This is a genomic window from Sorangium sp. So ce1036, assembly GCF_051369805.1.
GTDB lineage: Bacteria > Myxococcota_A > Polyangia > Polyangiales > Polyangiaceae > Sorangium > Sorangium cellulosum_F.
Window position 1 is genome coordinate 6,520,130 of the sequence record NZ_JBBMOX010000001.1, and the last position, 23,316, is coordinate 6,543,445.

Here is a 23,316-nt window from a genome sequence, read left to right on the forward strand (position 1 = left end):
GCTCTGCCCCCGGTGGTGGCGGGACGGGATCGGTTCGACGCAGGATCCATCGAAGCGCCGTGCGGCGTCGTGGTGCTGTCAGTTCCTCGGGTGTCCATGACCTCTCCTCCCTGAGTCGTAGCAAGGAGCAGGCCGGTATGGGACGACGGGAATGCGCTTCTCCCGCGCTCGCTCCGGCGCCGAGGTGCGAGGTTTCCCCCTGCGAAAGCGCGCCTCGCGATCGATTCCCCCGGCGGATCACGCCGGCCCTGGCGGCCACGGACGGCGCGCCGGCGCCATCGCACGCGCAAGGGCTGGACGGCGGCGCATTCTCTGCGCGCCGATCGTACGCGCCGCCATCACATCCGCGGCGGAGGTCGCCGGCGGGGGGTCACGTCGATGCTGTCGAGACACGCCCCTTGAACGCGATCGGCACCTCCAGCGCGCGGGCCGCCTCGATCAGCAGGGCGTGCTCGCTCTCGTGGATCACGCCGTCGGCGGCGATCAGCCGGATCGCCAGCTCGATCGCCGCCTCGCGCATCCGCACGTCGGGGAGGCGGGCGCGGATCGAGGCGAAGCGGCCGCTCCTGCCCTGCTCGCGCACCGAGCGCTCGATGAAGTCGAGGAGCGGCTGGACGATGTCGGGCCCGAGGCGGCCCTGGGTCAACGCCCCGAGGTGCGCCGAGAGCTCGGCGCGCTCAGCCTCGTTGATGGACCCGTCGGCGTAGGCCGCGAGGAACATGATCTCGACGATCGCCTCGAGCTTGCCGAGCTCGAGGTTAAGGAAGGAGATCTGTGTGTTTTCCATGAGCTCCCCCGTCAGCGTATCACGATGGCGCGGAGCGCGGCGCCCCCGCGCGCTCGCCGCGCAGGCGCCGCGCGAAACTTCTCGTCGAGCGCGGCGCCCGCTTCTGCTCCACTCTCCCCCCACGATGAGCTCCACCACACCGACCGACCTCTTCCTGTCGCTGACGCCGCACAAAGTGATCGAGGCCGTCGAGGCGGCAGGCGTCCTGTGCAATCGCGTCTGCTACCCGCTGAACTCGTTCGAGAACCGCGTGTACGAGGTCGAGTGCGAGGACCGCACCCGCATCATCGCCAAGTTCTACCGCCCGGGCCGCTGGTCGCGGTCGCAGATCCTGGAGGAGCACCGGTTCCTCGCCGAGCTCGCGGACGCCGAGATCCCCGTCTGCCCGACGCGCCCGTTCCCCGACGGTGAGACGCTCAAGCAGATCGACCACATCCAGTATTGCCTGTTCCAGCGCACCGGCGGCCGCGCGCCCGACGAGCTCGGAGACGACATGTTCGCGCGCCTCGGGAGGCTCACCGCGCGCATCCACAACGTGGGCGCGGCGGGGACGGCCGAGCACCGCGTCCGGCTCTCCGCGGACTCGTACGCCCGCGAGGACCTCGGCTGGCTCGCGGAGCGCAAGGTGATCCCCGCGGGCGCCGAGCGGCGGTACCTCGCGGCGGCGCGCGCCGTCGCCGACGTCGCCGAGGAGCGCCTCTCGGGCGTCGAGGCGCACCGCATCCACGGCGACCTGCACCCGGGCAACCTGCTCCTCCGCGACGGCGCGCTCCACGTGCTCGACTTCGACGACATGGTGGTCGGCCCCGCGGTGCAGGACCTCTGGCTCTTGCTCCCCGGCCGCGACGCGGTCGCGCGGCGGCAGCGCGAGATCTTCATCGAGGGGTACGAGGAGCTCCGGCGCTTCGACAGGTCCACGCTGGCGCTCGTCGAGCCGCTGCGCGGGCTCCGGATGATCCACTACGCCGCCTGGATCGCGCGGCGGTGGCACGACCCGATCTTCCCGCGGACGTTCCCGCACTTCGGCGCCGAGGCGTACTGGCACGACGAGGCGAGCGCGCTGGAGGAGGTGCTCGAGCTCTCCCGCGCCGGGGGCGCCGCCCCCCCCGACGAGGGCGCGGACGAGGCGCCGCCGAGCGGGACCAAGTACTTCTGGGACCTCAACTGACGGCGCGCCCCCCGCCGCCGGCGCTCCCCGCCCTCAGGCGCGCCGCAGCACCAGGATCAGCCGCCACGCGGCGGCGTGCTCGAACGGCACCTCCACGTTGAAATCGCCGAGCGTGGCGGCGAGCGTGAGCTCCGGGACCCGCTCCACGACGCGGCGCCAGCCGGCCAGATCCGGGATGTACCAGGTCGCCTCCTGCCGGATCGACGAGAGCTCCCTGGGCGCGGCGCCGTTGCGCCGGGCGACGCACACCACCTCGAGGCTCACCGGCACCACCCGCTCGGGCGTCGCGCGCTCGATGTGGATGCGGAACCGCGCGTCGATCGACCGATCGCCGCGCCGCTCGGTCCACTCGGTCCGGTGCACGCCGGACGGCGTGAGATCGACCGGGTGGGTCGCCTCGATGACGTGGACGCCGCCCGGCGAGAGGAGCGAGGCGGCGATCCGGAGGTGGCGCTCGAGCGCCGTCGGCGTGGTCAGCTGGTGGATCGCCGAGAGCGGCACGAACGAGAGATCGACCGGCGCGACGTCGGGGCGCTCGTCGAGCTCGGCGCGGCAGAAGCGGATCCCCGCGCCGCGGGCGCGAGCGCCCGCGGCGCGCTCGGCGTAGGCGATCATCGCCGCGGAGCCGTCCGCGCCCGCGCAGTCGACGCCGAGCTCCGCGAACGCGGCGAGGTGCCGCGCGGGCCCGGAGGCCCACGAGAGCACCCGCTGCACCGGGCGGGCGCCGAAGCGGCGCGCGCACGCGAGCAGGCAGTCGCGCTCCGCGGCGTAGTCGCGGTAGCTGAAGGCCGCGTCGTAGAGCGCGGGCTCGCCCGGCGCGGGCTCGGCGTCGGCGCCGGGCGCCTCGCCGGCCGCGGCTGCGGCGCGGGCCGCGCGGACCCGCTTCGTGAAGATCAGCAGATCGTCGCCCGGGGCGTAGAAGTCCGCGATGACCGCCGCCCGCGAGAACTGCAGCGCGTCGTAGAAGCGCACCGCCGCGCCGTGGCCCTCGCGGCTGCCCGTCTCCACCCGCACGAGGCCGCCGCCCTCGCGCGCGATCTCGCCCTCCATGCTCGCGACGAGCCCGCGCGCCACGCCCGACCGGGCGAGCGCCGGCGAGGTCGCGATCCAGTAGAGGTCGTAGGTGGACCGCGTCATCGGCGTGCGGCCGTAGCAGAGGTACCCCGCGAGCCGGGGCGCGCCCCCGCGCGGCTCATCCTGGAAGCTCAGCACGAACCGGTAGCCGTCCGACGAGGGCTGGGCGAGCTGCGCGTCGACGAGCTCCAGCGCCACGGCGCGCTCGTCGTCGGTGAACGCCGGGACCGACGCGAGCAGCTCGGCGACGAGGGGCCGGTCCTCGGGGCGGAGGCCGCGCTGCGTGATCACGGGGCCTCCCCTCTGGCGAGGCCGCCGCGCGCGGCGCCGCGCTCCGCCGCGCGCACGCGCGCCGGAGCGCGGCCGCGCGCGCGGAGCAGATCCGCGCGGCGGTCGGCGCGACCGAGCGCGGACCGGACGATCTCCCCCACGACGTCGGCGTAGGAGAGGCCGGCGCGCCCGGCCGCGCGCGCGAAGCCGGCGTCGGGCGAGAGATCGCAGTTCGGGTTGACGTCGATGACGTAGGGCACGCCCCGCGGGTCGAGCCGCACGTCGACGCGGCCGTAGTCGCGCAGCCCGAGCACCTCGAAGGCGCGGCGGCCGATGGCCACGACCCGCCGCAGCTCGAGCGGCCGCAGCACGGCCGCCACCGAGGGGGTCCCGATCGACGCGGCGGTCTCGGGGCGCCACTTCGACTCGTACGTGACCACGTGCGGGTGCCCCTCGGGCAGCCCGTGGAAGACGATCTCGCCGGGCGGCAGCACGCGCGGGACAGGCCAGCCGAGCAGCGACACCGAGAGCTCTCGCCCGTGCACGTAGCGCTGCACCACGACCGGCTGCCGGAAGCGCGCCACGACGGCGGCGACCTGGTCGCGGAGCGCGGCGCGATCGTGGACGACCGAGCCCCGATCGATCCCGGTCGAGCCGTCCTCGCGCTCCGGCTTGACGATGACCGGGAACGCGACGTCGGGGAGGCGATCCGGGCCGTCGACCCGCACCGTCTCGGGCACGCGCACGCCGGCGCGCGCGAGGATCCGGTTCGCCTCGGCCTTGTGCAGGCAGCTGCGGAGCGCGACGTGGTCGCTGCCGGTGAAGCAGAGATCGAGCCCCGCGAGCATCCACGCGCACACGACCTCGTGGCGGCTGTCGCCGTCGAGCGCCTCGCAGAGGTTGAAGATCACGTCGGGCCGGTGGTCGCCGATCGCCGCGAGCACCTCGCTCGGCCGGAGCACGGCGCGGTGCGCGACCCGCGCGCCCGGCGCGGCGGCGAGCGTCGCGAGGACGCTCTGGGCGGCGAGCGCGCTGCCGTCCTCGCGGCCGACCCGGAGCAAGCCGCTCCCCACCCGCTGCACGAGTGGCGGCTCGTCGACGACCTCCTCCGGATCTCGGTTGGACAGGATCAGGATCCGGGGCTCAGCCACTGCGCGCCTCCAGGCCAGAGCGACGCGCGTGGGGCGCTGGAACCCGAGAAAGCAGAGAGGATGTTCGTTTGGAGGTCACACGAACAGGACGGAATTCGTGCATTCGAGTGCCCCCACTTCATCAGCTTGCCGGGCAACCGCAAGGGGAGATTTGCCCCTCCAGACGGAAGGAATCGGCGCAATCCCTGACGCACCGTGGTGTCTGCGTCATGTGGAGTCAGGCACCGCACGGGCGAGCTCGTCTGCGGACTCCTCCCCTTCCGAAACAGATCCCCGTGCCGGTTCCGTAACAGCCCCCCATGCCCCATGCATGCCGGGGCGGTCGCCGCGTCCCCGGGGAGGGGCCGCGCGCTGGGGGCTTCCCGGAGGGGCTGGCGTGGAGGCGAGCCACAAAAGGGGCTCGCCGGAACGCAAGCCCCGGAGGGGAGCCCCCAGCGCGCGGCCCCTCCCCGGGGACGCGCACGTCGAGCGTACGCGGCTCAGGCCGCGTTCTGGGCGGCGCGCTTCGATCGATCCGCCGGGAAGCAGGCCTCGATCTCGTCCACCCCGAGCGTCTCCTTCTCGAGGAGCGCGCGGACCAGCGCGTCGATCTCGGCGCGCCGGGACCTCACGATGTCGACGGCGCGCGCGAGCTGCGCGTCCGCGAGCGCGCGCGCCGTCTCGTCGACGCGATCGAGCAGCGCGGGGCTCCGCGCGGGGTGCCCATCGCCGACGCAGATCGGGCCGAGGTGGCTCATGCCGAGCTCCGCGACCATCTTCCAGGCGATCGTCGAGGCGCGCTGGATGTCGTCCGAGGCGCCGGCCGTCATCGTCCCGAGGATGACCATCTCGGCCGCGCGGCCGCCCATCAGCATGCAGATCTGATCTTCGAGGTACTCCTTGCGGTACATCAGCCGATCCTTCTCCGGCAGCGCCTGGGTCACGCCGAGCGCGCGGCCGCGCGGCAGGATCGACACCTTGTGCACCGGGTCGCAGCTCGGCGCGAGCAGCCCGACGGCCACGTGCCCCGCCTCGTGCACGGCGGTCGCGTAGCGCTCGTCCTCGTCGATCAGCACCCCCTTGCGCTCGAGCCCCATCATCACCCGGTCGCGCGCGCGGTCGATGTGCGACGGGTCCACCGCGTCGGCGCCCTCGCGGGCCGCGAGGATGGCCGCCTCGTTCAGCAGGTTCGCGAGGTCGGCGCCCGAGAACCCGGGCGTGCTGCGGGCGATGGTGCCGAGATCGACCCCGCCGTCGAGCGCGATCGGCCCGGCGTGGACGTTCAGGATCTCCTCGCGGCCGCGCACGTCCGGGAGCGGCACGGTGACCTTGCGGTCGAAGCGCCCCGGCCGGAGCAGCGCGGGGTCGAGCATGTCGACGCGGTTGGTCGACGCGATGACGACGATGCCGGTCGCGTGGTCGAACCCGTCCATCTCGACGAGGAGCTGGTTCAGCGTCTGGTCGTGCTCCGCGGAGGCGGAGTCGCCCTGCCCCTTCGCGCGGGCCCGCCCGACGGCGTCGATCTCGTCGATGAAGATGATGCACGGCGCCGCCTTGCGCGCCTCGGCGAAGAGCGCGCGGACGCGGGAGGCGCCGACGCCGACGAACATCTCCTGGAAGCTCGACCCCGACGCCGAGAGGAACCGAACGCCCGCCTCGCACGCGACCGCGCGCGCGAGCAGCGTCTTGCCGGTCCCGGGCTCGCCGGTGAGCAGCACGCCGCGCGGGGGGCGCCCGCCGAGGCGCGCGAAGCGCTCGGGGTTCCTCAGGAACTCGACCGTCTCGGCGAGCTCCTGCTTGACCTCGTGCATGCCCGCGACGTCCGCGAAGCGCACGGGCGCCCGCGTGGCCCCGGCCTTGGCGTCCGCGAACATCTTCGGGCTGCGCCGCCGGTTCACGGTGAAGAGCGCGAACCCGAGGGCGGCGAGGACCACCACCGGGAGCGCCGCGGCCGCCGCGCGCGACGGCTCGTCCCGGGAGGCGAAGTCGACCGAGGCGCCCGCGGTCACGAACCGCGAGACGAGCTCGTGCCGGAGCGTCGGGTCGTCGACGACCGACGTCACCGTCTCCCCGCCCGCCCGGCGCACGAAGAAGCGGGGGCCGCTCACCTCGACCGCCGCGGCCTGCCCCGCCTGCGCGATCTGGAGGAGCTCCGTGTACGACGCCGCGCGCTCGCGCGGCGCCGCGCGCACGGCGAGCGCGAGGACCGCCGCGAGCACCACCCCCATGATTCCAAGCACCCAAAGCCGGCGCCCCGCGGGCCCCAGCCGCTTACCCACCTGCGAGAACCAGGAATTCACTGCTTCGCCACCTCACTGCCCCGACGTCCGATCGGAGCGGACCTCAGGTGTAGCGCGGATACGGACCTCAGGAAGTTCCTTCTGTGATCATTCTGCGTGGCCTGAAGGCAGAATACTTCGAAAGGACGGTGCTCCCGAAACACCGAGGCTGGAGAACGGACAGGAGCGGACAGGGCTCGCCCTCGACCGCTGCCTCGATGGACGAGCTCGCTCGCCTTGATTGACCTGAAATGACGAGCTCGCCCGAGGCCGACGTAAATTGACGAGCTCGCCTGAAACCAACATGGATTCGTGGATTGACGGGCTCGCCGCGATCACCCGATCTCGGATTGCCGAGCTCGCTCAGCGACCTCCGCGGTCGACGTGGGGTCAGCGCCGGGAGGCGCGCTGTCGGGCGCTCGTCTCCCCGTCCCCGGCCGCGCGCGAGGCCTCCGTGGCGAACGGCAGCGTGAAGCGGAATGTCGTGGCGCCGCCGGGGCTGCTCTCGGCGGAGATGGTGCCCCCGTGGGCCTCCACGAGGCCTTGCGTGATGTAGAGGCCGAGACCGACGCCGCGGACCCGGTGCGCCCCGCTCTCGGGCGAGCGCCAGAAGCGCTTGAACAAGTGCGGGATAAACGCCTCCGGGATGCCCCGGCCCCAGTTGGTCACCGAGACCTGCGCGCAGGGCCCCTCGGCGCGGACGGCCACCAGGATGTCGCGCGCCGGCTCACCGTACTTGGCCGCGTTGGAGAGCAGGTTGGTGACGATCTGCTCGATCCGGCCGGGGTCCGCGAGGACGGCGGGCACGTCGCCCTGCACATCCATGCCCACGGCGTGCCCCTCGGTCGCCGCGGCCGACCTCTCGAGGATCTCCTCGAGCTGCGCGCGAAGATCCACGGGGCGAACCTCCAGGCTGAGCTGCCGCGCCTCGATGCGCGACGCGTCGAGGAGATCGTCGATCATGCGGCGCAGCCACTCGACGGACGAGGAGATCCTGCCGAACTGCTTCTCCATGTCCGCGGCGAACGGCTGGCCCAGCCGGAGGCGCACGAGCTGGCTCGCGGTCGCGATGGCCTGGAGGGGCTGGCGGAGATCGTGCGCGATGACGCCCGTCCACTCCTCGCGCTGCCGCTCCATCTCCTTGATCGCCGCGATGTCCTGGAAGACGGTGACCGCTCCCTGAATCTCGCCCCCGTCCGAGCGCACCGGGGCGGCGCTGACCAGCACCGGGACGAGCTCGCCGTCGTCGCGCGCGACCAGCGCCTCGACGCCCGTCACGACCTCCCCGTGAAGGAGCGCCTGGATCACCGGGCGCTCGGCCCAGGGGACGGGCGCCCCGTCCGGCGTCCGGTAGTCGAAGCGCAGCGGGTTGCCCAGGGGATCGCGCTCGCTCGAGCCACGAGACGCATACGCGAGCGCGAGCCGGTTGCACGTGATGATCTGCCCCCTCCCGTCGACCAGGACCACCGCCTCGGGCAGCTGATCGATGACCGCCTGGAGCCGCTTCCGCTCGTCCGTCTCGACGCGGTAAAGCCGCGCGACCTCGGCCTCCATCGCCTTGCGGCGCCGGATGTCGCGGCAGATCATCGAGACGCCGAGGATCCGGTCCGAGCCGTCCAGGATCGGGGACATCGTGACCTCGACGTCGATGTCCCTCCCGTCCCTGGTGCGGCCCACGGTCTCGAAGTGCTCGATGCGCTCGCCGCGGCGCAGGCGCGCGACGAGCGCCTCCGCCTCCCCGGCGCGCTCGGGCGCGGACAGGACGGGCAGCTTCTTCCCGATCACCTCCCCGGCGCTGTGGCCGTACAGGCGCTCGGCGGCCGGGTTCCAGCACAGGACGGTCCCGTCGAAGGTGTGGCCGATCACGGCGTCGTCCGAGCACTGCACGACGGTCGCGAGCAAGGCGCGCGCCGCCTCGGCCCGGGACCGCGCCTCGTCGAGGGCGTTCAGGCGCGCGGCGCTGACCCAGAGCACGGACCCGAGGAGGAGCGTCGTGAGCGCCGAGGCGAGCGAGAGCGACGCCGCGATGGGATAGGCCCCGAGATCCGCGCCGAGCAGGAAGAGGCGGCCGAGCGCGAGCGGGGCGAGGACGACGCAAGGCAGGAGGCGCCGCAGCAGGACGCCTCCGGGCCTCCCGTCGGTCAGCGCGTTGAGCGCCCCGCCATCGACCCGCGCCATGAGGATCCCGCAAGTGAGCGCGAGCAGGCCGATCGCGGTGTGGAGCGCCATGCCCGTGAACGGGAACAGCGGCGGCATCCCGTAGAAGTAGCCGACGCCGAACACGTAACCGGTCAGCGCGGTCAGCGCGAGCGCCGCGGACGCGAGCGCGCCCCCCTCCGCGATCAGGCCCCCTCGCCGCGAGGGCACGGGCAGCGAAAGGAGCGCCGCGCCGACCAGGACCAGGCAGAGCGCGGTGTTCGGCGAGGGCCTGCCGGGGAACGGCGCCGGGAAATCCACGCGCTCCGGGAACAGCAGCCGATCGAGGCCGAGATCCCACGCGAGGACGTACTGCACGAGGGCCCCGAGGCCGAGCGCGATCACCGCCGCGGCGCACGCCTGCCCGAGCCAGCGGAGCCGCGCCGGACGGCCCTGCCCGCCCAGGATCCAGAGCGCTCCCCCCGCGAGGACGAGGGAGACCGCGGTGTTGGGCACCATGCTCGGCAGGTCGCGCGCGATCGAGATGAGGGCGGTCGCCTCGATCGACCAGCCGAGCAGGGTCACGCCCCCCAGGACGAGCGCGCAGGCGGCCGCGATGGCCACACCGAGCCGCGCGCCGCTCGAGCGCGGCCTCGCCTCGCCGTCGTTCACCGTGTCCATGCCCTCCCGGCCGCAACATAGTTTCGGGGTGACAGGGTGGCCGTCAATGACCGGCGGAGCTCCGGCTCGTGTTCGCGATCGACCCGGACTCGATGACGCGCTCTCCAGGAGTTCCCGACCTCACGCGCCGGCTCCGCGCGCCGCCGGCGGCGCGGCTCAGCGCTGCCGTCCGGGCCCGGGGGGCAGGACCCGGGCGTGTCGAGGCAGCGCCCGCGCCGGGGAGCTCAGCTCTTGCGCCCGAAGATCGCGGCGTCGACCGACAGCCTCCCCGGCCCGAGGACGAGCAGCACGAGGGAGATGCCGAAATAGACCGCGGCCACCTCGTACGAGGGGCCGCCCATGGCGAAGAACGGATCGCCGCGCCCGATGTGGGTGGCGGCCGCGACGGCCATGGTGCAGGCGAGCCCCAGCGACGCGACGGGCGTCAGGAGGCCGAGGATCCAGGCGAGGCCGCCGCCGACCTCCGAGAGCGCGGCCAGCGCCTGCAGGAACCCCGGGACGGGCGCGGTGGGCCCCATCCAGCTGAAGGGCGCCTGGATCTTGCCCCAACCGTGGAAGATGAAGGCGACGCCGGTGACGACGCGAAGCACGAGCAGGGCGACCGAGGCCGAGAACGGTACGTCGGTCACCCGCAAGAATCTCTTGAGCATCTGGGGATAACTCCTCTCGGCCCGGTAGTAAGCAAGACGCCGTGGCGCGGCAAGGTGCCGCGCTCCCCGGGCGCTGTGCTCGATCGCGGCGCAGCGGGGCGCGGCAGGAGGCGCACAGGGGCGCAAGAAAGATCGGGAGTGCGCGGGGACACGCTGGCCCGTGAGATCGGGTCACCCAGCTACGAGGCGACCTCGCGCACCTCTCGCGCCCTTCCGGCGCAGCGTCCTTTCGTGGAGTCCCCGCCTGCTGCGCGGAGGCGCCAGGCGGCCTCCGCGGTCGCGGGGCCGCGGCGCGCACGGGGGCGCACCGCCGGCGCGGATCGCCGACCCGCCCGGGAAGGTTCGCCTTTTCCGACCTCGTTGTCTCCCCGGAGACGCGGGCGGGACGCTACCATGCGGGGCAACCCGTAGTCCTCCCATGGATCGGGGGAACCGCGCGCGGTCCTTTCCATCGACCACCCCGACCCACCGCGCCCGGCGCCTCCCAGCCACGGCGCCCGCGCGCCGCTCCGCTGCATGGCCAAGCACCCGTCCCAGCTCGCCGACCTAGAGATCCAGCGCCGCCTCGGCGCTGGCGGCATGGCGGAGGTCTTCCTCGCCAAGAAGCGCGGCGCCGAGGGGACGTACAAGCTCCTCGTCGTCAAGCGCATCCTCCCCGCGCACGGCGCCTCGCGGCGCTTCCGCGCCATGTTCGTCGAGGAGGCGCACCTCGCGACGCGCCTGAACCACCCGAACATCGTCCAGGTCTACGAGTTCTCGGACCACGGCGAGGACGGCCTGCTCCTCTCGATGGAGTACGTCGAGGGGTTCGACCTCGGCAAGCTGATGCGCGCCGCCCAGCAGAAGGGGTCGCGCGTCCCGCCGCTCGTGTCGGCGTTCATCGTGTCCGAGGCGGCCAAGGGGCTGCACTACGCCCACGAGCGCAAGGACGAGGGCGGCATGCCGCTCGCCATCGTCCACCGCGACGTCTCGCCGCAGAACATCCTGCTCTCGTTCGAGGGCGTCGTGAAGATCGCCGACTTCGGCATCGCCAGCGCGAACCTCTTCCGCGAGGAGCCCGGCGTCCTCAAGGGCAAGTTCGGGTACATGTCGCCCGAGCAGGCGCGCGGCGAGCGCGTCGACCGGCGGAGCGACATCTACGCCCTCGGCGTGGTGCTCTACGAGCTGCTCGCCATGCGCTCGCCCTACGGCAAGCTCGACGACGAGGCGCTCCTCCAGGCCGTCAAGGAGGGCCTGTTCGAGCCGCCGTCGGCGCACGCGCCCGACACCCCCGAGGAGCTCGAGGCGATCGTGATGCGCGCCATGGCGCGCGCGCCCGGGGACCGCTTCCAGACCGCGCGCGACATGGCCGGGGCGATCGCGCGCGTCCTGCTCGCGAAGCAGGAGCTCGTCGACAACGCCTCGGTCGAGCAGACCGTGGCCCACCTGCTCGGCCCGGGCCGCGGGGAGGACGCGCAGGGCGGCGCCGGCCTCGACAGGGCGGAGGCGCAGGGCGACGGCTCGCTGGCGCAGCCGCAGACGCTCGCGGCCGTGCCGGCCGCGCGCACGGGCGGCGAGCCGGAGGGCGCCGGCACGGGCGCGCCGCGCGTCGTGCGCGAGGTGCGCCACGTCGCGGTCGTGACGCTGCGGATCGAGGGCGTGGACGCGCTCGTCGGGGCGCAGGGGCGGCTCGCCGGCAAGCGCAGCGGGCGCTCGATCCGCACGACCCTCGACGCGATCGCCTTCAAGCACGGGGCGATCTGGTCGTGGGAGTCGCCGGCGAGCGCGCGCGCCGTGGTCGGGCTGCTCGCGAACCCCTCGCGCGCCGCGGCCGACGCCGCCTCGCTGGCGATCGACGTGCACGAGGCGCTCGCGGGCGCGTCGGAGGACCTGCCGGTCGAGCTGCGCGCCGCGATCGGCATCGTCCGCGGCATCGCCTGCGGCGAGCGCGACGCGCAGGGGCACCTCATCAACCACGCGCTCAAGCAGCCCGCGAACTTCCTCGCCGAGCGCCTCGGCGGCCGCACCCCGTTCGGCAAGACCTGGGTCGCCGGCGGCGTCTACCGCCTCGTCCGGCGCGACTTCCGGTGGGGCGAGGCGCCGTCGCTCGACCTCGACGACGCGCGCGGCCTCCAGGTCCCGCACCAGATGCGGGTCTACGCGCTGCAGCGGCCGCTCACCCGCGAGGAGCGGATGGCGGAGATCGCGCTCTCGCCGAACGATCTGGTCGGGCGCGACGCCGAGCGGGCCGACCTGCACGCGGCCTACCACCGCGCGGTCTCGCCGCCGCCCGTCAAGGGGCACGGCGAGCCCGCGCCGCGCCACGGCGAGCTCGAGCCGCCGCCGAGCCGGCCGAGCAAGCCCCCGAGCCCGCAGGGCGGCGCGCTCCGGGGCCAGTCCGTGGCGCGCGTCATCGTCGGCGAGATGGGCATCGGCAAGAGCGCGCTCATCTCGACGTTCCTGTCGGAGCTCCCCGGCGAGGCGCGCGTGCTGCACGTCGAGTGCTCGCCGGTGAAGAGCGAGCTGCCGCTCGCGACGGTGTGCGACGTGCTCCGCGACGTCACCGGGATGGGGCTCGACCACACGATCGACGACGCCGCCCACGTCATCCGCGCCCTGCTCGGGCCGATCGCGCGCTCGCCGCTCGGGGGGCGCATCGTCACGCGCCTCGCCGAGCTCGTCACCGGCAAGCAGGTCGATCCCCCCGAGGAGGACGCGGCGAGCTACGGCCGCGACGTGGTGGCGCGCGGCGTGAAGTACCTGCTCGGCGCGCTGGCGCGCCACCAGCCGCTGGTCGTCGTCATCGACGGCCTCCAGTGGGCCGACCGCCCGAGCCTGGAGCTCATCGCGGACCTGCTCAAGCGCTCGGAGCGGCTGCCGATCCTCGTCCTGCTCCTCACCCGCCCCGAGGAGCGCGTGACCCCGTTCATCGAGGGGCTCGTGCGCGTCGAGCTCCGCGGCCTCGGCGCCGAGGAGCAGATGCGCCTCGTGGAGGCGCGCCTCGGCGTGCGCGAGGGCGTCGCCGCCGTCTGCGGCGAGCTCGTCCCGCGCGTCGCGGGCAACCCGTTCTTCCTGCTCGAGATGGTCGACGCGCTCCTCGAGCGGGGCACGCTCGAGATCGTCGAGCACCCGGACGGGCGGCACGAGCTCGTCCGGCACGACCGGACGGGCGACCGCGGCGAGCCGCTCCCCTCGACGCTGGAGCAGCTCATCGGCGACCGCCTGCGCGAGCTGCCGCCGGCCGAGCACGACGTCGTGAACTGGCTCGCGGTCGCCGGCGGCCCGCTGCTCAAGGACGACATCCTGAACCTGACCCGGCTCGCGGACGACGAGGCGGTGACGCGCCTCTGCGCCCGCGGCCTCTGCGACCGCCGCGCCGGGGCCGTGGACTTCCGCCACCCGCTCGTGCGCGACGTCGCCTACCTCGCGCTCGACGGCGCGAGCCGCGTGCGCATGCACCGGCGGCTCGGCGAGCACCTCGCGACGACCCCGCTCGCGCAGGGGCTCTCGGCCGCGATCGTGGCGCAGCACCTCGCGCGCGGCGAGGCGCCCGGGCCGGCGGCCGAGCTCTACCTCGACGCCGCGCGGGCCGCGCGCGCCGCGCACCAGGCGCAGCTCTCGCGCCGCTACTACGAGCGCGCGCTCGCCCTGCTGCCGACCGGCGACAGCCGCCGGATGATCGCGCACGAGGCGCTCGAGGCGATCTTCCGCCACCTCGGCCGCCGCCGCGAGCGGCGGACGCACCTCGCGGCGCTGCGCCAGCTCGCGAAGGAGAGCGGGCAGGCGCGCTGGGCGGCGCTCGCGCTCGTGCGCACCGCGCGCCTCGATCTCGACGAGGGCCACCTCGCCCGCGGCCTGCCGGTCGCGCAGCGCGCCGCGGAGATCGCGCGCGTCGCGCGCCGCCCCGCGCTCGAGGTCGAGGCGCTCACGATCCTGTCGGAGGTGCTGCGCGAGCTCGGCGACGTCCAGGGCGCGATCAGCGCGGCCGACCGGGCGCTGCGGGTGACGCAGACGGGCGGGCTCGCGCCGCGGGCGCGCGCGGAGGTCCTGCGCACGAAGGGGGTGCTCCTGCGCCGGGTCGGCCGGGTGCAGGAGGCGGTCGAGGGCTACGCCGAGGCGATCGCGGTGTTCCGCGCGGTGGGGGCGCGCCGCAGCGAGGCCCGGGCGAGGAACTCGCTCGCCGTGGCGATGTTCGTGCTCGAGCGGTTCGAGGACGCGATCGCGGTCGGGCTCTCGTCGATCTCCATCGATCTCGCGATCGGCGGGCGGTTCCAGATCGCCAAGACGCTGAGCAACATCGGCCACGCCTACGCGAAGCTCGGCGACACGCCGCGGAGCCTGGCGTATATGAAGCGGGCGCGCGAGGCGCACGAACGCTATGACGACCAGGACGCGCGGGCCGACACGCTCCTCTGCTCGGCGGGGATCCTCCTCGAGGCGGGCGACGTGGACGCCGCGCAGGCGCTCTGCGCCGACGCCGGGGCGCTCATCGCGGTGACGGGGAGCGTCTACGACATGATCCACGAGCGCAACGTGCGCGCGCTGCTCGCGCGGGCGCGCGGCGACGTTCAGGGGGCGATCGCGAACGCGTCCGAGGCGCGGCAGCTCGCCGAGTCGCAGGGGCTGATGAGCTACCACGCCCACGCGACGGCGATCGAGGCGGCCTCGCGGGTGGACGCGGGCGAGGTGCACTCGGGGGTGCTGCTCGCGCGGACGGCGCTCGGGGCGGTCGAGGCGGGCAGCTCCGAGTACGGCATCGAGGTGCGCGATCTCTGCTGCGAGGCGCTGCGGAACGGCGCGCCGGCGAGCGCCGGGGACGCGTACCACCGGGCGGCGATGCACGTGCGGGAGGTGGCGGGGTACATCCGGGACGCGCGGCTCAAGGCGCTCTTCCTGGAGCGCGGGGTGGTGCGGCGCATCCTCGCGGCGGAGGCGGAGGGACCGGCGGCGGGGCAGGATCCCCTGCGCCGCGGGGAGATGGCATGATCGGAACGGGAGCAACCACATGACGAGGCCGCGCCGCAAGGTCGCGGTCATCCTCTCGGGCGGCGGGGCGCGGGGCGCCTACGAGGTCGGCGTGATGTCGTACGTGCTCGACGCCTTCGCGCGGCTGCGCGGGGCGCCGCCGCGGCTCGACATCCTGTGCGGCACGTCGGTCGGCGCGGTGAACGCCTGCTACCTCGCGGCGCACCTCGACGATCCGACGCTGGGCGTCCGGCGCCTGGTGAACCTCTGGACGCAGCTCCGGCTCGAGGGGGTGTTCGGCTTCGGGGTGAAGCAGGCGATCTCGCTGCCGAGGCTCCTGTTCGGCGGCGGATCCCAGGGCGTGGGCCTGTTCGACGTCTCGCCGATGCAGCGGCTCGTCGAGCGCGAGATCCCGTGGCGCGCGATCGCGCGCACGCTGCGCCACGGCTACCTGTCGGCGGTCAGCGTGTCGGCGACGGAGATCGGGACGGGCCGCACGGTGATCTTCATGCAGACGGGCCCGGACGGCGCGCTGCCGACGACGGCGCCGCCGCGCACGATCATCCGCGGCGCGCTCATCGGCCCGCAGCACGCGCTCGCGTCGGCGGCGATCCCGATCCTGTTCCCGCCGGTGCGCATCGGCCGCGACCTGTTCATGGACGGCGGCGTGCGGCAGAACACGCCGATCGCCCCGGCGCTGCGGCTCGGGGCGACGCACGTGCTGGCGATCGGCCTGTCCCGGGAGGTGCGGAGCATCGACGCGGGCGACAGCGCCCGGCAGCCGGGGATGGCGCTGGTGCTCGGCAAGGTGCTGAACGCGTTCCTGCTGGACCATATCCAGACCGACTTCGAGGTGCTGACGCGCGTCAACCACATGATCGAGGACGGCGAGCGGGTGTTCGGCCCGGATTTCCTGCCGTCGATCAACACGGCCGCCGCGCAGCGCGGGGCGCTGCCGTACCGCCGGGTGGAGACGCTGGTCGTGCGGCCGAGCGTGGATCTCGGGCGCCTGGCGGCGGCGCACGTGAAGGCGGGCAAGGTGCAGGGCGGGCCGGCGATGATGCGGCGGCTGTTCTCGCTGGTGGACGTCGGCGAGGAGAACGACGCGGATCTGGCGAGCTACCTGCTGTTCGACGGCTCGTTCACCCGGAAGCTCATCGCGCTCGGGCGGGCGGACGCGGAGGCGCGGCGCCACGACATCGCGGAGTTCTTCGGGAGCGCGGGCGACGACGCGGAGCCGAGGCTCGCCGACAGCGCGGAGTGGTCAATACCGCCGCCGGTGGGGCCGGGGACGGCTTAGCGCTACTGCGGGAAGTTGCCCCGGATCAGCAGAAGAACCGCCATGGCGCCAACGACGCCAAGGAGAGAGGGAAGGGGTTGTCCCTCCATTTTCCCCTTCTACTTCCCTGGTTTCTTGGCGCCCTTGGCGTCATGGCGGTTCGCCTCTCGGCCCGATTTCCCGCAGTAGCGTTAGGGCGTGTCGGCGGAGTGGGTCCTTGGTCCCCTGTCGAGGATGCGGGATCGGGGCCCGGTTCGCCGGCAGAGCTAGACCGCGGTCTCCAGATCATGTCTGGCGCGTCACGCGCCGATGCTCTTGGAGCTTTGGAGCGCCGCTTCGGCTTCCTCCAGCTTCCCCCGTTCGCGCAGCACCCCGGCCAGCTCCTGCAGCGTGAGGCCCAGGCTGATTGGCACATCATCTCCTTCTTGCTTGAGGTGCAGCGCCTGCCGCAGTGCAGCCTCCGCTTCCTCCAGCTTGCCGCCCTGATGCAGCACCACGCCCAGATGATGCAGTATCCAGCCTCGCTCCGTCGCCGTGCCGCGGCCCTCTTCGGCGAGCTGATGGGCGCGGCGCAGTATCGCTTTCGCCTCATCCAACTTACCGCTGTCACCCAGCACCACGCCGAGCAGGCGGAGAATATTTCGCCGTCGGATTGCCGATACACTTCCTGACTCGGCAATTCGGAGAGATTGCCGCAAGGACGATTCGGCACGGTCGAGCGTTCCCTCCGCGTGCTCCAATCGACCCCGAGCATGCCAGGAATCGGTGAGCTCCTCGGCGGAGAGCGTCCCTGCGTCCACGCGCTGCTCCAGCTGCGAGAGGCTCTCCCGTGCGCGCGCCAGCTTCCCCTCCAGCAGACACTGTCCCGTCCCGGAACAGTCCTTGCGCCTTGAGCCCCGCCAGGACCGGCGCGGATTCGTCCCGCAGGAGCGCTGCTGTCGCGTCGACGCCTCGCGTTGCCAGCCCGACCAGCGCCGCGAGCTCCCCGGCCGGCCGCCACTCCAGGAGCCGGATCAGCATGCGCTGGAGGATGCGCGCGCGCTGCTCGCTCTCCGGGTTCTCCTCGAGCTGCACCTCGATCAGCGCATTTGCCGTCTCCAGCACGTCGATCGGGCTCTGCAACGTGCGTACGAAGTCCGCGATGAGCCGCCACCCCTCCTGACGGAGCCCGAGTCGACCCGCTGTCGCCTCGTACAGGCTCTCGGCCTGCTCTCGGACGTCCCGCGTGAGCGTGAGCAGCGCCCGGAGGTCCTCGGTGCCGCCCGGGTGCACGCTGGAGAGGGCCGTGTGCTCGAACCCCCGGATGACCGGGTGTGCGGCCACCTCGTGCAGATCCACGCCGGGCTGCCGCACCTTCACGACGAGGAGCAGACCGCTCGAACCACGCTCGCCCAGCACGTGCTCCAGGTACCGGCGGCTCGGGTCGAGCAGCATCGTGTACCCGTCCACCTCCACGCGCGGCAGCGGGCGCTCCGTGATGACCTGCTGAAAGAAGGCGATGAGGAGCTCGTGGTCACCGCTGGGGATGCTCCCCGGGAGCATCAGGGGCGCTCCGTCCGGCGAATGAAACCGGTACCCAGGCGGCATCAGCCCGAGCAGATGCAGCGGACGCAAGCCTCAGGGCTCCCGGAGGCGCGCCGCGACCGTGGGACGGAGGAGATCCAGCACCGGATCCATCCGGTAGCCAGCCTCCTCGCGGAACCGATCTTTCGGGATGAGCAGCCCGGTCCGGACGAGCAGATACGACCGCGCCGTCCTGCAGGCTCGGCGGATCGAGTCAACCCGGATCGTGCCGCCGCGCCTGCAGGACGGCGCGTTCGTGCCTCGAACCGCCGCTCGTCACCTCCGCGCGACGCGTGGCCGAGGGGCGTGTCGCCAGCAGGCGGTCGACGAGGGCGTCGACCTCGAGCTCGGCCCTCGCGATCGACGCCCTGAGCCGGTCGCCGCCAAACTCGTCGTACTCGACCGCCACGGAGTCCACGTCGGTGATCCCGATGTACCCGAAGGCCGTGCGGATGCTCGGCTCGACGTGGTTCATCGCCTCGATCCGCCCGCCCTTGTCGTAGCCGTGATCGCCGCGCGACGTCAGGATCACGAGCTTCTTGCCGTGCCCGGAGAGCAGCGGCCAGTACGGCTCGCCCGGCCGCGAGCGGTCGAAGCCGAAGGTGCGCCCCACGCGGACAATGTTGTCGATATACGCCTTGAACTGCGCGGGCACGTTGAAGTTGTACATCGGCACGCCGGCGACGAGGATGTCCGCGGCGATGAGCTCGTCGACGAGCGCGTCGCTCTCCGCGAGCACCTCCCCCATCCAGGGCTCGCGCAGCTCGGGCTTCGTGAAGGCGGCCTGGATCCAGCGGCCCGTCACGGGCGAGGGCGGGTCCTGCCCGACATCCCGGTGATGGATCCGGTCCTCCGGGCGCGCCGCGCGCCAGCGCGCGACGAAGCGGGCGGTGAGGCGGCGGGTGTGTGAGCCGTGGCGGCTCGTCTCCGAGCTGCCCGCACGAGCGCTCGAGTCGATGTGCAGAATCGTGGACATGGCCTGTCTCCTCCGCGTGATGGGGCGCGCTCCCACGGGCCCGCGCCGCGAGGGCCCCCGGCGTGGGCACGGGCGTGCCGCCCGGCGCGCGGGACGACGCCGGCCCTGCGGCACCGCACGAAGGTGAACGGTCCTCATCTATCGGGCGCCGCGGCGCAGCCCCGGACGCCCGGCGAGCGTGCCCGTGGGTGGCGCGTTCCTGCTGTGAAGATGCGGCCGGCGCGGCGGGATGGCAAACGCGAATTTCTCAGCTGAAAGGTGAAATGAGATCAGCTATCGCCCCCGCATGCGAAGGCTCCCACCGCTCACGGCGCTCCGCGCCTTCGAGGCCGCCGCGCGCCACCTCAGCTTCAAGCGGGCCGCCCGGGAGCTCGGGGTCACGCCGACCGCGATCAGCCACCAGGTCCGGCTGCTCGAGGAGACGATCGGCGTCCGGCTGTTCGAGCGCCGCGCGCGGCGGGTCGTGGCCACGCGCGAGGGGCAGCTGCTGTACCCGGTGCTCCGCGACGGGTTCGACGCGTTCGCGCGGGCGCTCGACGAGCTCGCCGCCGGCCGCGCGCGCCGCGCGATCACCCTGTCGGCCACGACGGCGTTCACGGCCAGGTGGCTCGTGCCCCGGGTCGCGGCCTTCCGCGAGGCGTGCCCTGGGTTCGACCTGCGCCTCCACGCGTCGGACGCCCCGGTCGACCTCCACGCGGGCGAGGCCGACGCGGCGATCCGGTACGGGCGAGGCCCGTACCCCGGGCTGGCCGCGGAGGCGCTGATCGCGGATCGCTTCGCGCCCGTCTGCAGCCCCGCGCTCGGCGTGCGCCGGCCGGAGGATCTGCGCGGCAAGCCGCTGCTCCACTTCGAATGGCGGCGCGTCGATCGCGGCACGCCGACATGGCGCCTGTGGCTCGAGCGCGCCGGTCTCGCGGGCGTGCCGGCGGAGGGCGGCGTCACGTTCTCCGACGAGGGCCACGCGATCCAGGCGGCGCTCGCGGGCCAGGGCGTGGCGCTCGTGAGCCTGTTCCTGGTCGCCGACGACCTGAAGACCGGCGCGCTCGTGCAGCCCTTCGGGCCGGTGCTCGACGGCCATCGCTATCACCTCGTGCACCTCGAGGGCGCCAGAGACCGTGAGGAGATCGCCGCGCTGCGGGGCTGGCTCGCCGCGGCCATGGCCGAGGGGCGATGGCGGCCGCGGTCGGAGGAGAGGTGATAAGAAGCGCGCCATTCGGACCCTGGGTTCGCCTCGGTGTCGACGGCGCTCGCGAGCCGGAACACGACCGTGGAGGTGTCGTTCTCCTCCATCGCGATCAAGGACTCCGTGTTGCCCGAACGCTCCCCGATCGCGATCGCCTCGCCGGGTGAGTTCGGAGAAATTCAGTCGCCAGTTCTACGAGATGATACGGAAGCTGAACAAGAAGCTCGGCGCCGCCCCGGCTCAGAAGGTGGACGCCGGCTCCCTGGCGTACCATGTCACGAACCTCTCCCCCGCCCGCCCCCGCCCTCGGCCCGACCTGCGCTCGCGGCAGGGTATCTCTGGGGTTTGCGAGCGATCTCGCGCGGCCAGACCTGTGCGGCAGCCCTGGCCGAGGCGCAGAAGAAGCCCGGCTTCGACCAGCACGGTCCGCACTTCACGGCAGGCCTCGTCGACGTGCACGGCGCCTTCACGGCGCCCCCGCGGTGCGGGACGGATCCGGTCGGCGAGCTCGCGCAGGGCGCTGCGAAGGAGGAATTGCGCGACTGGGAGCATCGGAAAAGAATGAGCGGCGCGACGCGCTGATGACAGGGCCATTCGCTCGACGCATCCGGACCTCATGCCCCTGTCTGGCCCAGGCGCCGCCCAGCCTCTTCGCGCGCCGTACGCCCCGGACCGCTCGGAGCGGCGGGGCGTCGAGGGCGACCCGCGGGATCAGGCTCGCACCTGAGCCCCCTGTTGCTCTCTCCTGGATCCCTGGAAGGGGATTCCACACGGGGACGGATCGGCGCTCGCGTCGGATGCGCCCGGCCTCGAGGCCGACGACGCGGCGCGCGGGAGGAGCCGCGCAAGATCCCGGCTCACCGCGCGGCAGGAGGAGGGATCTCGATCTGCACCGCGTTGCATGACGTGCAGAACGGCCCCTCTCCATTGGGCTGCTGCTCCTCATAATCGACGCTGCGCTCGAAGCTCACCAGCTCGCGCCCGGTGTCGGCGTCGCTGACGCTGATCGCATAGACGTCTCCGTCCTCGAGCTCCGTGTCGACGCCCGGCTCGAAATCGATCTGCAGCTCCCATTGCGTGTTCGTCCGGTCCACGTCCCAGAGCGTGCAGTGGAACACCCCACCCTCGATGTCCACGACCGCGCTGCCGCCCACGGTGCCCTGCGAGGCTGCCTGGTCCGCGGTGAGCGCCGCCTCTCCACAGCGCCCGTTCCAGCAGGCCCGGATCGTGAGGTGCGCCGACGTGTCCGCGGCGACCCCGATCGGGCCCGAGATGGTGGCGCCGTCCCCGCAACCGATGTCGGTGCCTTTGCACAACGGACATCCGGCGCCGAGCGCCGCGAGCCCAGCAAGGGCCGTCCCGCCGAGCGCCGCGCGCAGCATCGCTCGACCGTATCCGCCGCGTCCCGGTGAGATTCCCCCGCGCCGCGCGCTGAACGGCGCGGCGCCCCGGAGCGCTGCGGCCATGATGCCCATCCTCCTCGTGATCATCTCCGGCACTCCTTGCCAAGGCCCCACGGGCCGGTCGGACCTCCTGCGCGGGATCGGTCCACTCCGGCTCGCCCTGAGGCCGAGCCGGAGGCTCTCATCGCGGCGCGAGCACCTGCAAGGGCGATCCACGCCCGCGAGGCGCCGCGGGGCGGCCCAGCACGTTTCCGGCGGCGAGCGTCGCCGCGACGGCCAGAGGTCGTCACGAAACCGCCGCCGCCCTGCCCGGGTCGGAGCGGGCGGCGGTGAGGAGCTGCGGATCGGCGCGGCCGCGCGGCTACCGCGGCCGTCCGGCCACCGAGAACATGTAATCCTCGTCGAGGCCCGACCCCGGGGCGGGCGAGCCCGCGAGCTGCTTCCACCCGAACGGCGCCTCGGCGCCGTCAGACCAGTAGTTGCGCTCGGGCTGCGCGCTGTCGCGACAGGAGACGACGCACATGGCGTCCGCGGCGTCCGCCTCGTCGCGCGTCATCCGCACGCCGAAGTAGCCATAGCGATGCTCCGCGTCCAGCAGGAGCGGCGGGTCGATGGGAATGGCGATCCTGTGCGCGGCGTCGCCGATGCTGGGGAGCTCGGGCACCTGGAGGGTCCGGAGCGCCGCGTCCTCGTCAGGCTCCGCGGAGGCGGACCTGAAGAAGACCACCTCGTGCGGCACGCCAGCGCACGACCAGTAGCTGAATTCCTCGACGAGCATCGGCTCCGGCGCCTCGAAGCGACCCAGCGCGATCACGTCGATCTCGGTGGGGCCTGGGCCGATGGCGCCCAGCTCGCGCTCCTGGCGGCCGCACTCCTCCGGCGTCGCGATCGACAGGACGATGACCCCAGAGGCCGAGCCGCCTGCGCCCCCCGCCCCGGCGCCCCCTCCGCCGCCGGTCCCGGCGCTGGAGGTGCCCGACGTCGTGGCGCCGCCGGCGCCGGCGGCGCCGCCGCCCCCCGAGCCGCCCTCTCCGGCGGGAGAGACGGGCGGAGGGGAGGATGCGTCGCCGCAGGCAAGGAGCGCGGCGCTGAGCACGATCGAGGCCATCAAGCGCATGGGAAAACCTCCTCTAAAACACCGAACGGGTTGAAACCACGAGGAAATGGGAGAAATTCGATCCACAAAGGCACAGAGGGCACGGAGAGAGGAATTGTATTCCCTTTCTCTCCTCGGTGTTCTCTGTGCCTCTATGGTTCTTTCTCTGAGCTCAACCCGGCACCGAGCTCTGCGAGGACGGAATCAGCGGGAGACGAGATCCTTCATCCAGGGCACATCGTCGGGCGTCGCGCTCCCGAGCTCGATGGCCCACTCCTGGTCGTTCATGCGCTTGAAGTCCCCGGTGATCTTCTCGAAGTAGGACGAGCGAAACCGACGCCCGGCTCCCGCCCCAAGCAATCCGCGCTCCCTCCCCATCCCCCCACGAATCCACGCGAGATCACGACGAGAAGCGCCAGATCAAGGCTCCACCCGATCGAGTCCACTGTGGCGCAGCTCGGCATGTGATTGGCGCACGCCGGCATGCGCGCGGTCCGGTGCCCGGGAACGCCGGGCGGGATCCGTGACCGAGGGCTGCTCGCGGCCTGCGGACAGGTGTGACAGGGGTCGTGGCGGACGAGGCGCGCCAGCGCCCAGGTCTGCCGCTGGCGCGTCGCTCGTGGGGCCTGCGCTCTCCACGATGGCCAGCGTACTGGCGGCGCGCGGGAGGGGTCGGGGGAGATCGGGAGATGGCCCG

At 73.2% G+C, this 23,316-nt stretch carries 17 protein-coding genes; 5 read left to right on the forward strand and 12 right to left on the reverse strand.

Going from position 1 to position 23,316, the window contains the following annotated elements:
- Positions 1–370: 370 nt before the first annotated feature.
- Positions 371–787 carry a tellurite resistance TerB family protein gene (locus WMF31_RS24530; protein WP_436604264.1) on the reverse strand — a complete coding sequence of 139 codons (417 nt, stop codon included), beginning with the start codon at positions 785–787 and terminating at the stop codon, positions 371–373.
- Between the two features lie 124 nt (positions 788–911).
- Between WMF31_RS24530 and WMF31_RS24535 the strand changes: the two genes are divergently transcribed.
- Entirely contained in the window at positions 912–1,955 is a 1,044-nt protein-coding gene (locus WMF31_RS24535; protein WP_436604265.1) for a serine/threonine protein kinase, read from the forward strand.
- A gap of 33 nt (positions 1,956–1,988) precedes the next feature.
- Here WMF31_RS24535 and WMF31_RS24540 read toward each other — a convergent pair whose 3' ends face one another.
- The 5 genes from WMF31_RS24540 to WMF31_RS24560 form a co-directional block, all read right to left on the reverse strand.
- Positions 1,989–3,320 (reverse strand): GNAT family N-acetyltransferase, encoded by a 1,332-nt coding sequence (locus WMF31_RS24540; RefSeq protein WP_436604266.1) that lies wholly within the window; start codon positions 3,318–3,320, stop codon positions 1,989–1,991.
- Complete coding sequence (locus tag WMF31_RS24545) at positions 3,317–4,450, reverse strand: D-alanine--D-alanine ligase family protein (protein WP_436604267.1); 1,134 nt, start codon at positions 4,448–4,450, stop codon at positions 3,317–3,319. The genes WMF31_RS24540 and WMF31_RS24545 overlap by 4 nt, the downstream gene beginning before the upstream one ends.
- A gap of 479 nt (positions 4,451–4,929) precedes the next feature.
- Entirely contained in the window at positions 4,930–6,657 is a 1,728-nt protein-coding gene (ftsH, locus tag WMF31_RS24550; RefSeq protein WP_436604268.1) for an ATP-dependent zinc metalloprotease FtsH, read from the reverse strand.
- A 441-nt stretch (positions 6,658–7,098) separates the two neighbouring features.
- Positions 7,099–9,525: a PAS domain-containing sensor histidine kinase gene (locus tag WMF31_RS24555; protein ID WP_436604269.1), complete on the reverse strand. Its 2,427-nt coding sequence runs from the start codon at positions 9,523–9,525 to the stop codon at positions 7,099–7,101.
- Positions 9,526–9,749: 224 nt separating this feature from the next.
- Positions 9,750–10,175, reverse strand: a complete 426-nt coding sequence (locus WMF31_RS24560) for a DoxX family protein (RefSeq protein ID WP_436604270.1) — start codon at positions 10,173–10,175, stop codon at positions 9,750–9,752.
- Positions 10,176–10,691: 516 nt separating this feature from the next.
- Between WMF31_RS24560 and WMF31_RS24565 the strand changes: the two genes are divergently transcribed.
- Together WMF31_RS24565 and WMF31_RS24570 are read left to right on the forward strand one after the other, a co-directional pair.
- Positions 10,692–15,140, forward strand: coding sequence for a serine/threonine-protein kinase (locus WMF31_RS24565; protein ID WP_436604271.1), 4,449 nt, complete (start codon positions 10,692–10,694; stop codon positions 15,138–15,140).
- A gap of 19 nt (positions 15,141–15,159) precedes the next feature.
- Positions 15,160–16,419, forward strand: a complete 1,260-nt coding sequence (locus tag WMF31_RS24570) for a patatin-like phospholipase family protein (RefSeq protein WP_436604272.1) — start codon at positions 15,160–15,162, stop codon at positions 16,417–16,419.
- Between the two features lie 278 nt (positions 16,420–16,697).
- Here WMF31_RS24570 and WMF31_RS24575 read toward each other — a convergent pair whose 3' ends face one another.
- The 3 genes from WMF31_RS24575 to WMF31_RS24585 all read right to left on the reverse strand — a co-directional run bounded on the left by WMF31_RS24575 (position 16,698) and on the right by WMF31_RS24585 (position 18,937).
- Positions 16,698–17,018 (reverse strand): tetratricopeptide repeat protein, encoded by a 321-nt coding sequence (locus WMF31_RS24575; RefSeq protein WP_436604273.1) that lies wholly within the window; start codon positions 17,016–17,018, stop codon positions 16,698–16,700.
- Positions 17,005–18,012, reverse strand: a complete 1,008-nt coding sequence (locus WMF31_RS24580) for a hypothetical protein (RefSeq protein WP_436604274.1) — start codon at positions 18,010–18,012, stop codon at positions 17,005–17,007. Before WMF31_RS24580 ends, WMF31_RS24575 begins: the two co-directional genes overlap by 14 nt.
- A 163-nt stretch (positions 18,013–18,175) precedes the next feature.
- Positions 18,176–18,937, reverse strand: coding sequence for an FMN-dependent NADH-azoreductase (locus WMF31_RS24585; protein ID WP_436604275.1), 762 nt, complete (start codon positions 18,935–18,937; stop codon positions 18,176–18,178).
- Between the two features lie 286 nt (positions 18,938–19,223).
- On the opposite strand from WMF31_RS24585, the gene gcvA reads away from it, so the two are divergent.
- The gene (gcvA, locus tag WMF31_RS24590; RefSeq protein ID WP_436604276.1) at positions 19,224–20,135 is read left to right on the forward strand and encodes a transcriptional regulator GcvA; all 912 of its coding nucleotides are present in this window, start codon (positions 19,224–19,226) and stop codon (positions 20,133–20,135) included.
- A 330-nt stretch (positions 20,136–20,465) separates the two neighbouring features.
- Positions 20,466–20,702: a hypothetical protein gene (locus tag WMF31_RS24595; RefSeq protein WP_436604277.1), complete on the forward strand. Its 237-nt coding sequence runs from the start codon at positions 20,466–20,468 to the stop codon at positions 20,700–20,702.
- Between the two features lie 275 nt (positions 20,703–20,977).
- Here WMF31_RS24595 and WMF31_RS24600 read toward each other — a convergent pair whose 3' ends face one another.
- The 3 genes from WMF31_RS24600 to WMF31_RS24610 form a co-directional block, all read right to left on the reverse strand.
- Positions 20,978–21,610: a hypothetical protein gene (locus tag WMF31_RS24600; protein ID WP_436604278.1), complete on the reverse strand. Its 633-nt coding sequence runs from the start codon at positions 21,608–21,610 to the stop codon at positions 20,978–20,980.
- A 274-nt stretch (positions 21,611–21,884) separates the two neighbouring features.
- Positions 21,885–22,640, reverse strand: a complete 756-nt coding sequence (locus tag WMF31_RS24605; protein WP_436604279.1) for a hypothetical protein — start codon at positions 22,638–22,640, stop codon at positions 21,885–21,887.
- Positions 22,641–22,823: 183 nt separating this feature from the next.
- Positions 22,824–22,979: a hypothetical protein gene (locus WMF31_RS24610; RefSeq protein ID WP_436604280.1), complete on the reverse strand. Its 156-nt coding sequence runs from the start codon at positions 22,977–22,979 to the stop codon at positions 22,824–22,826.
- Positions 22,980–23,316: the final 337 nt, after the last annotated feature.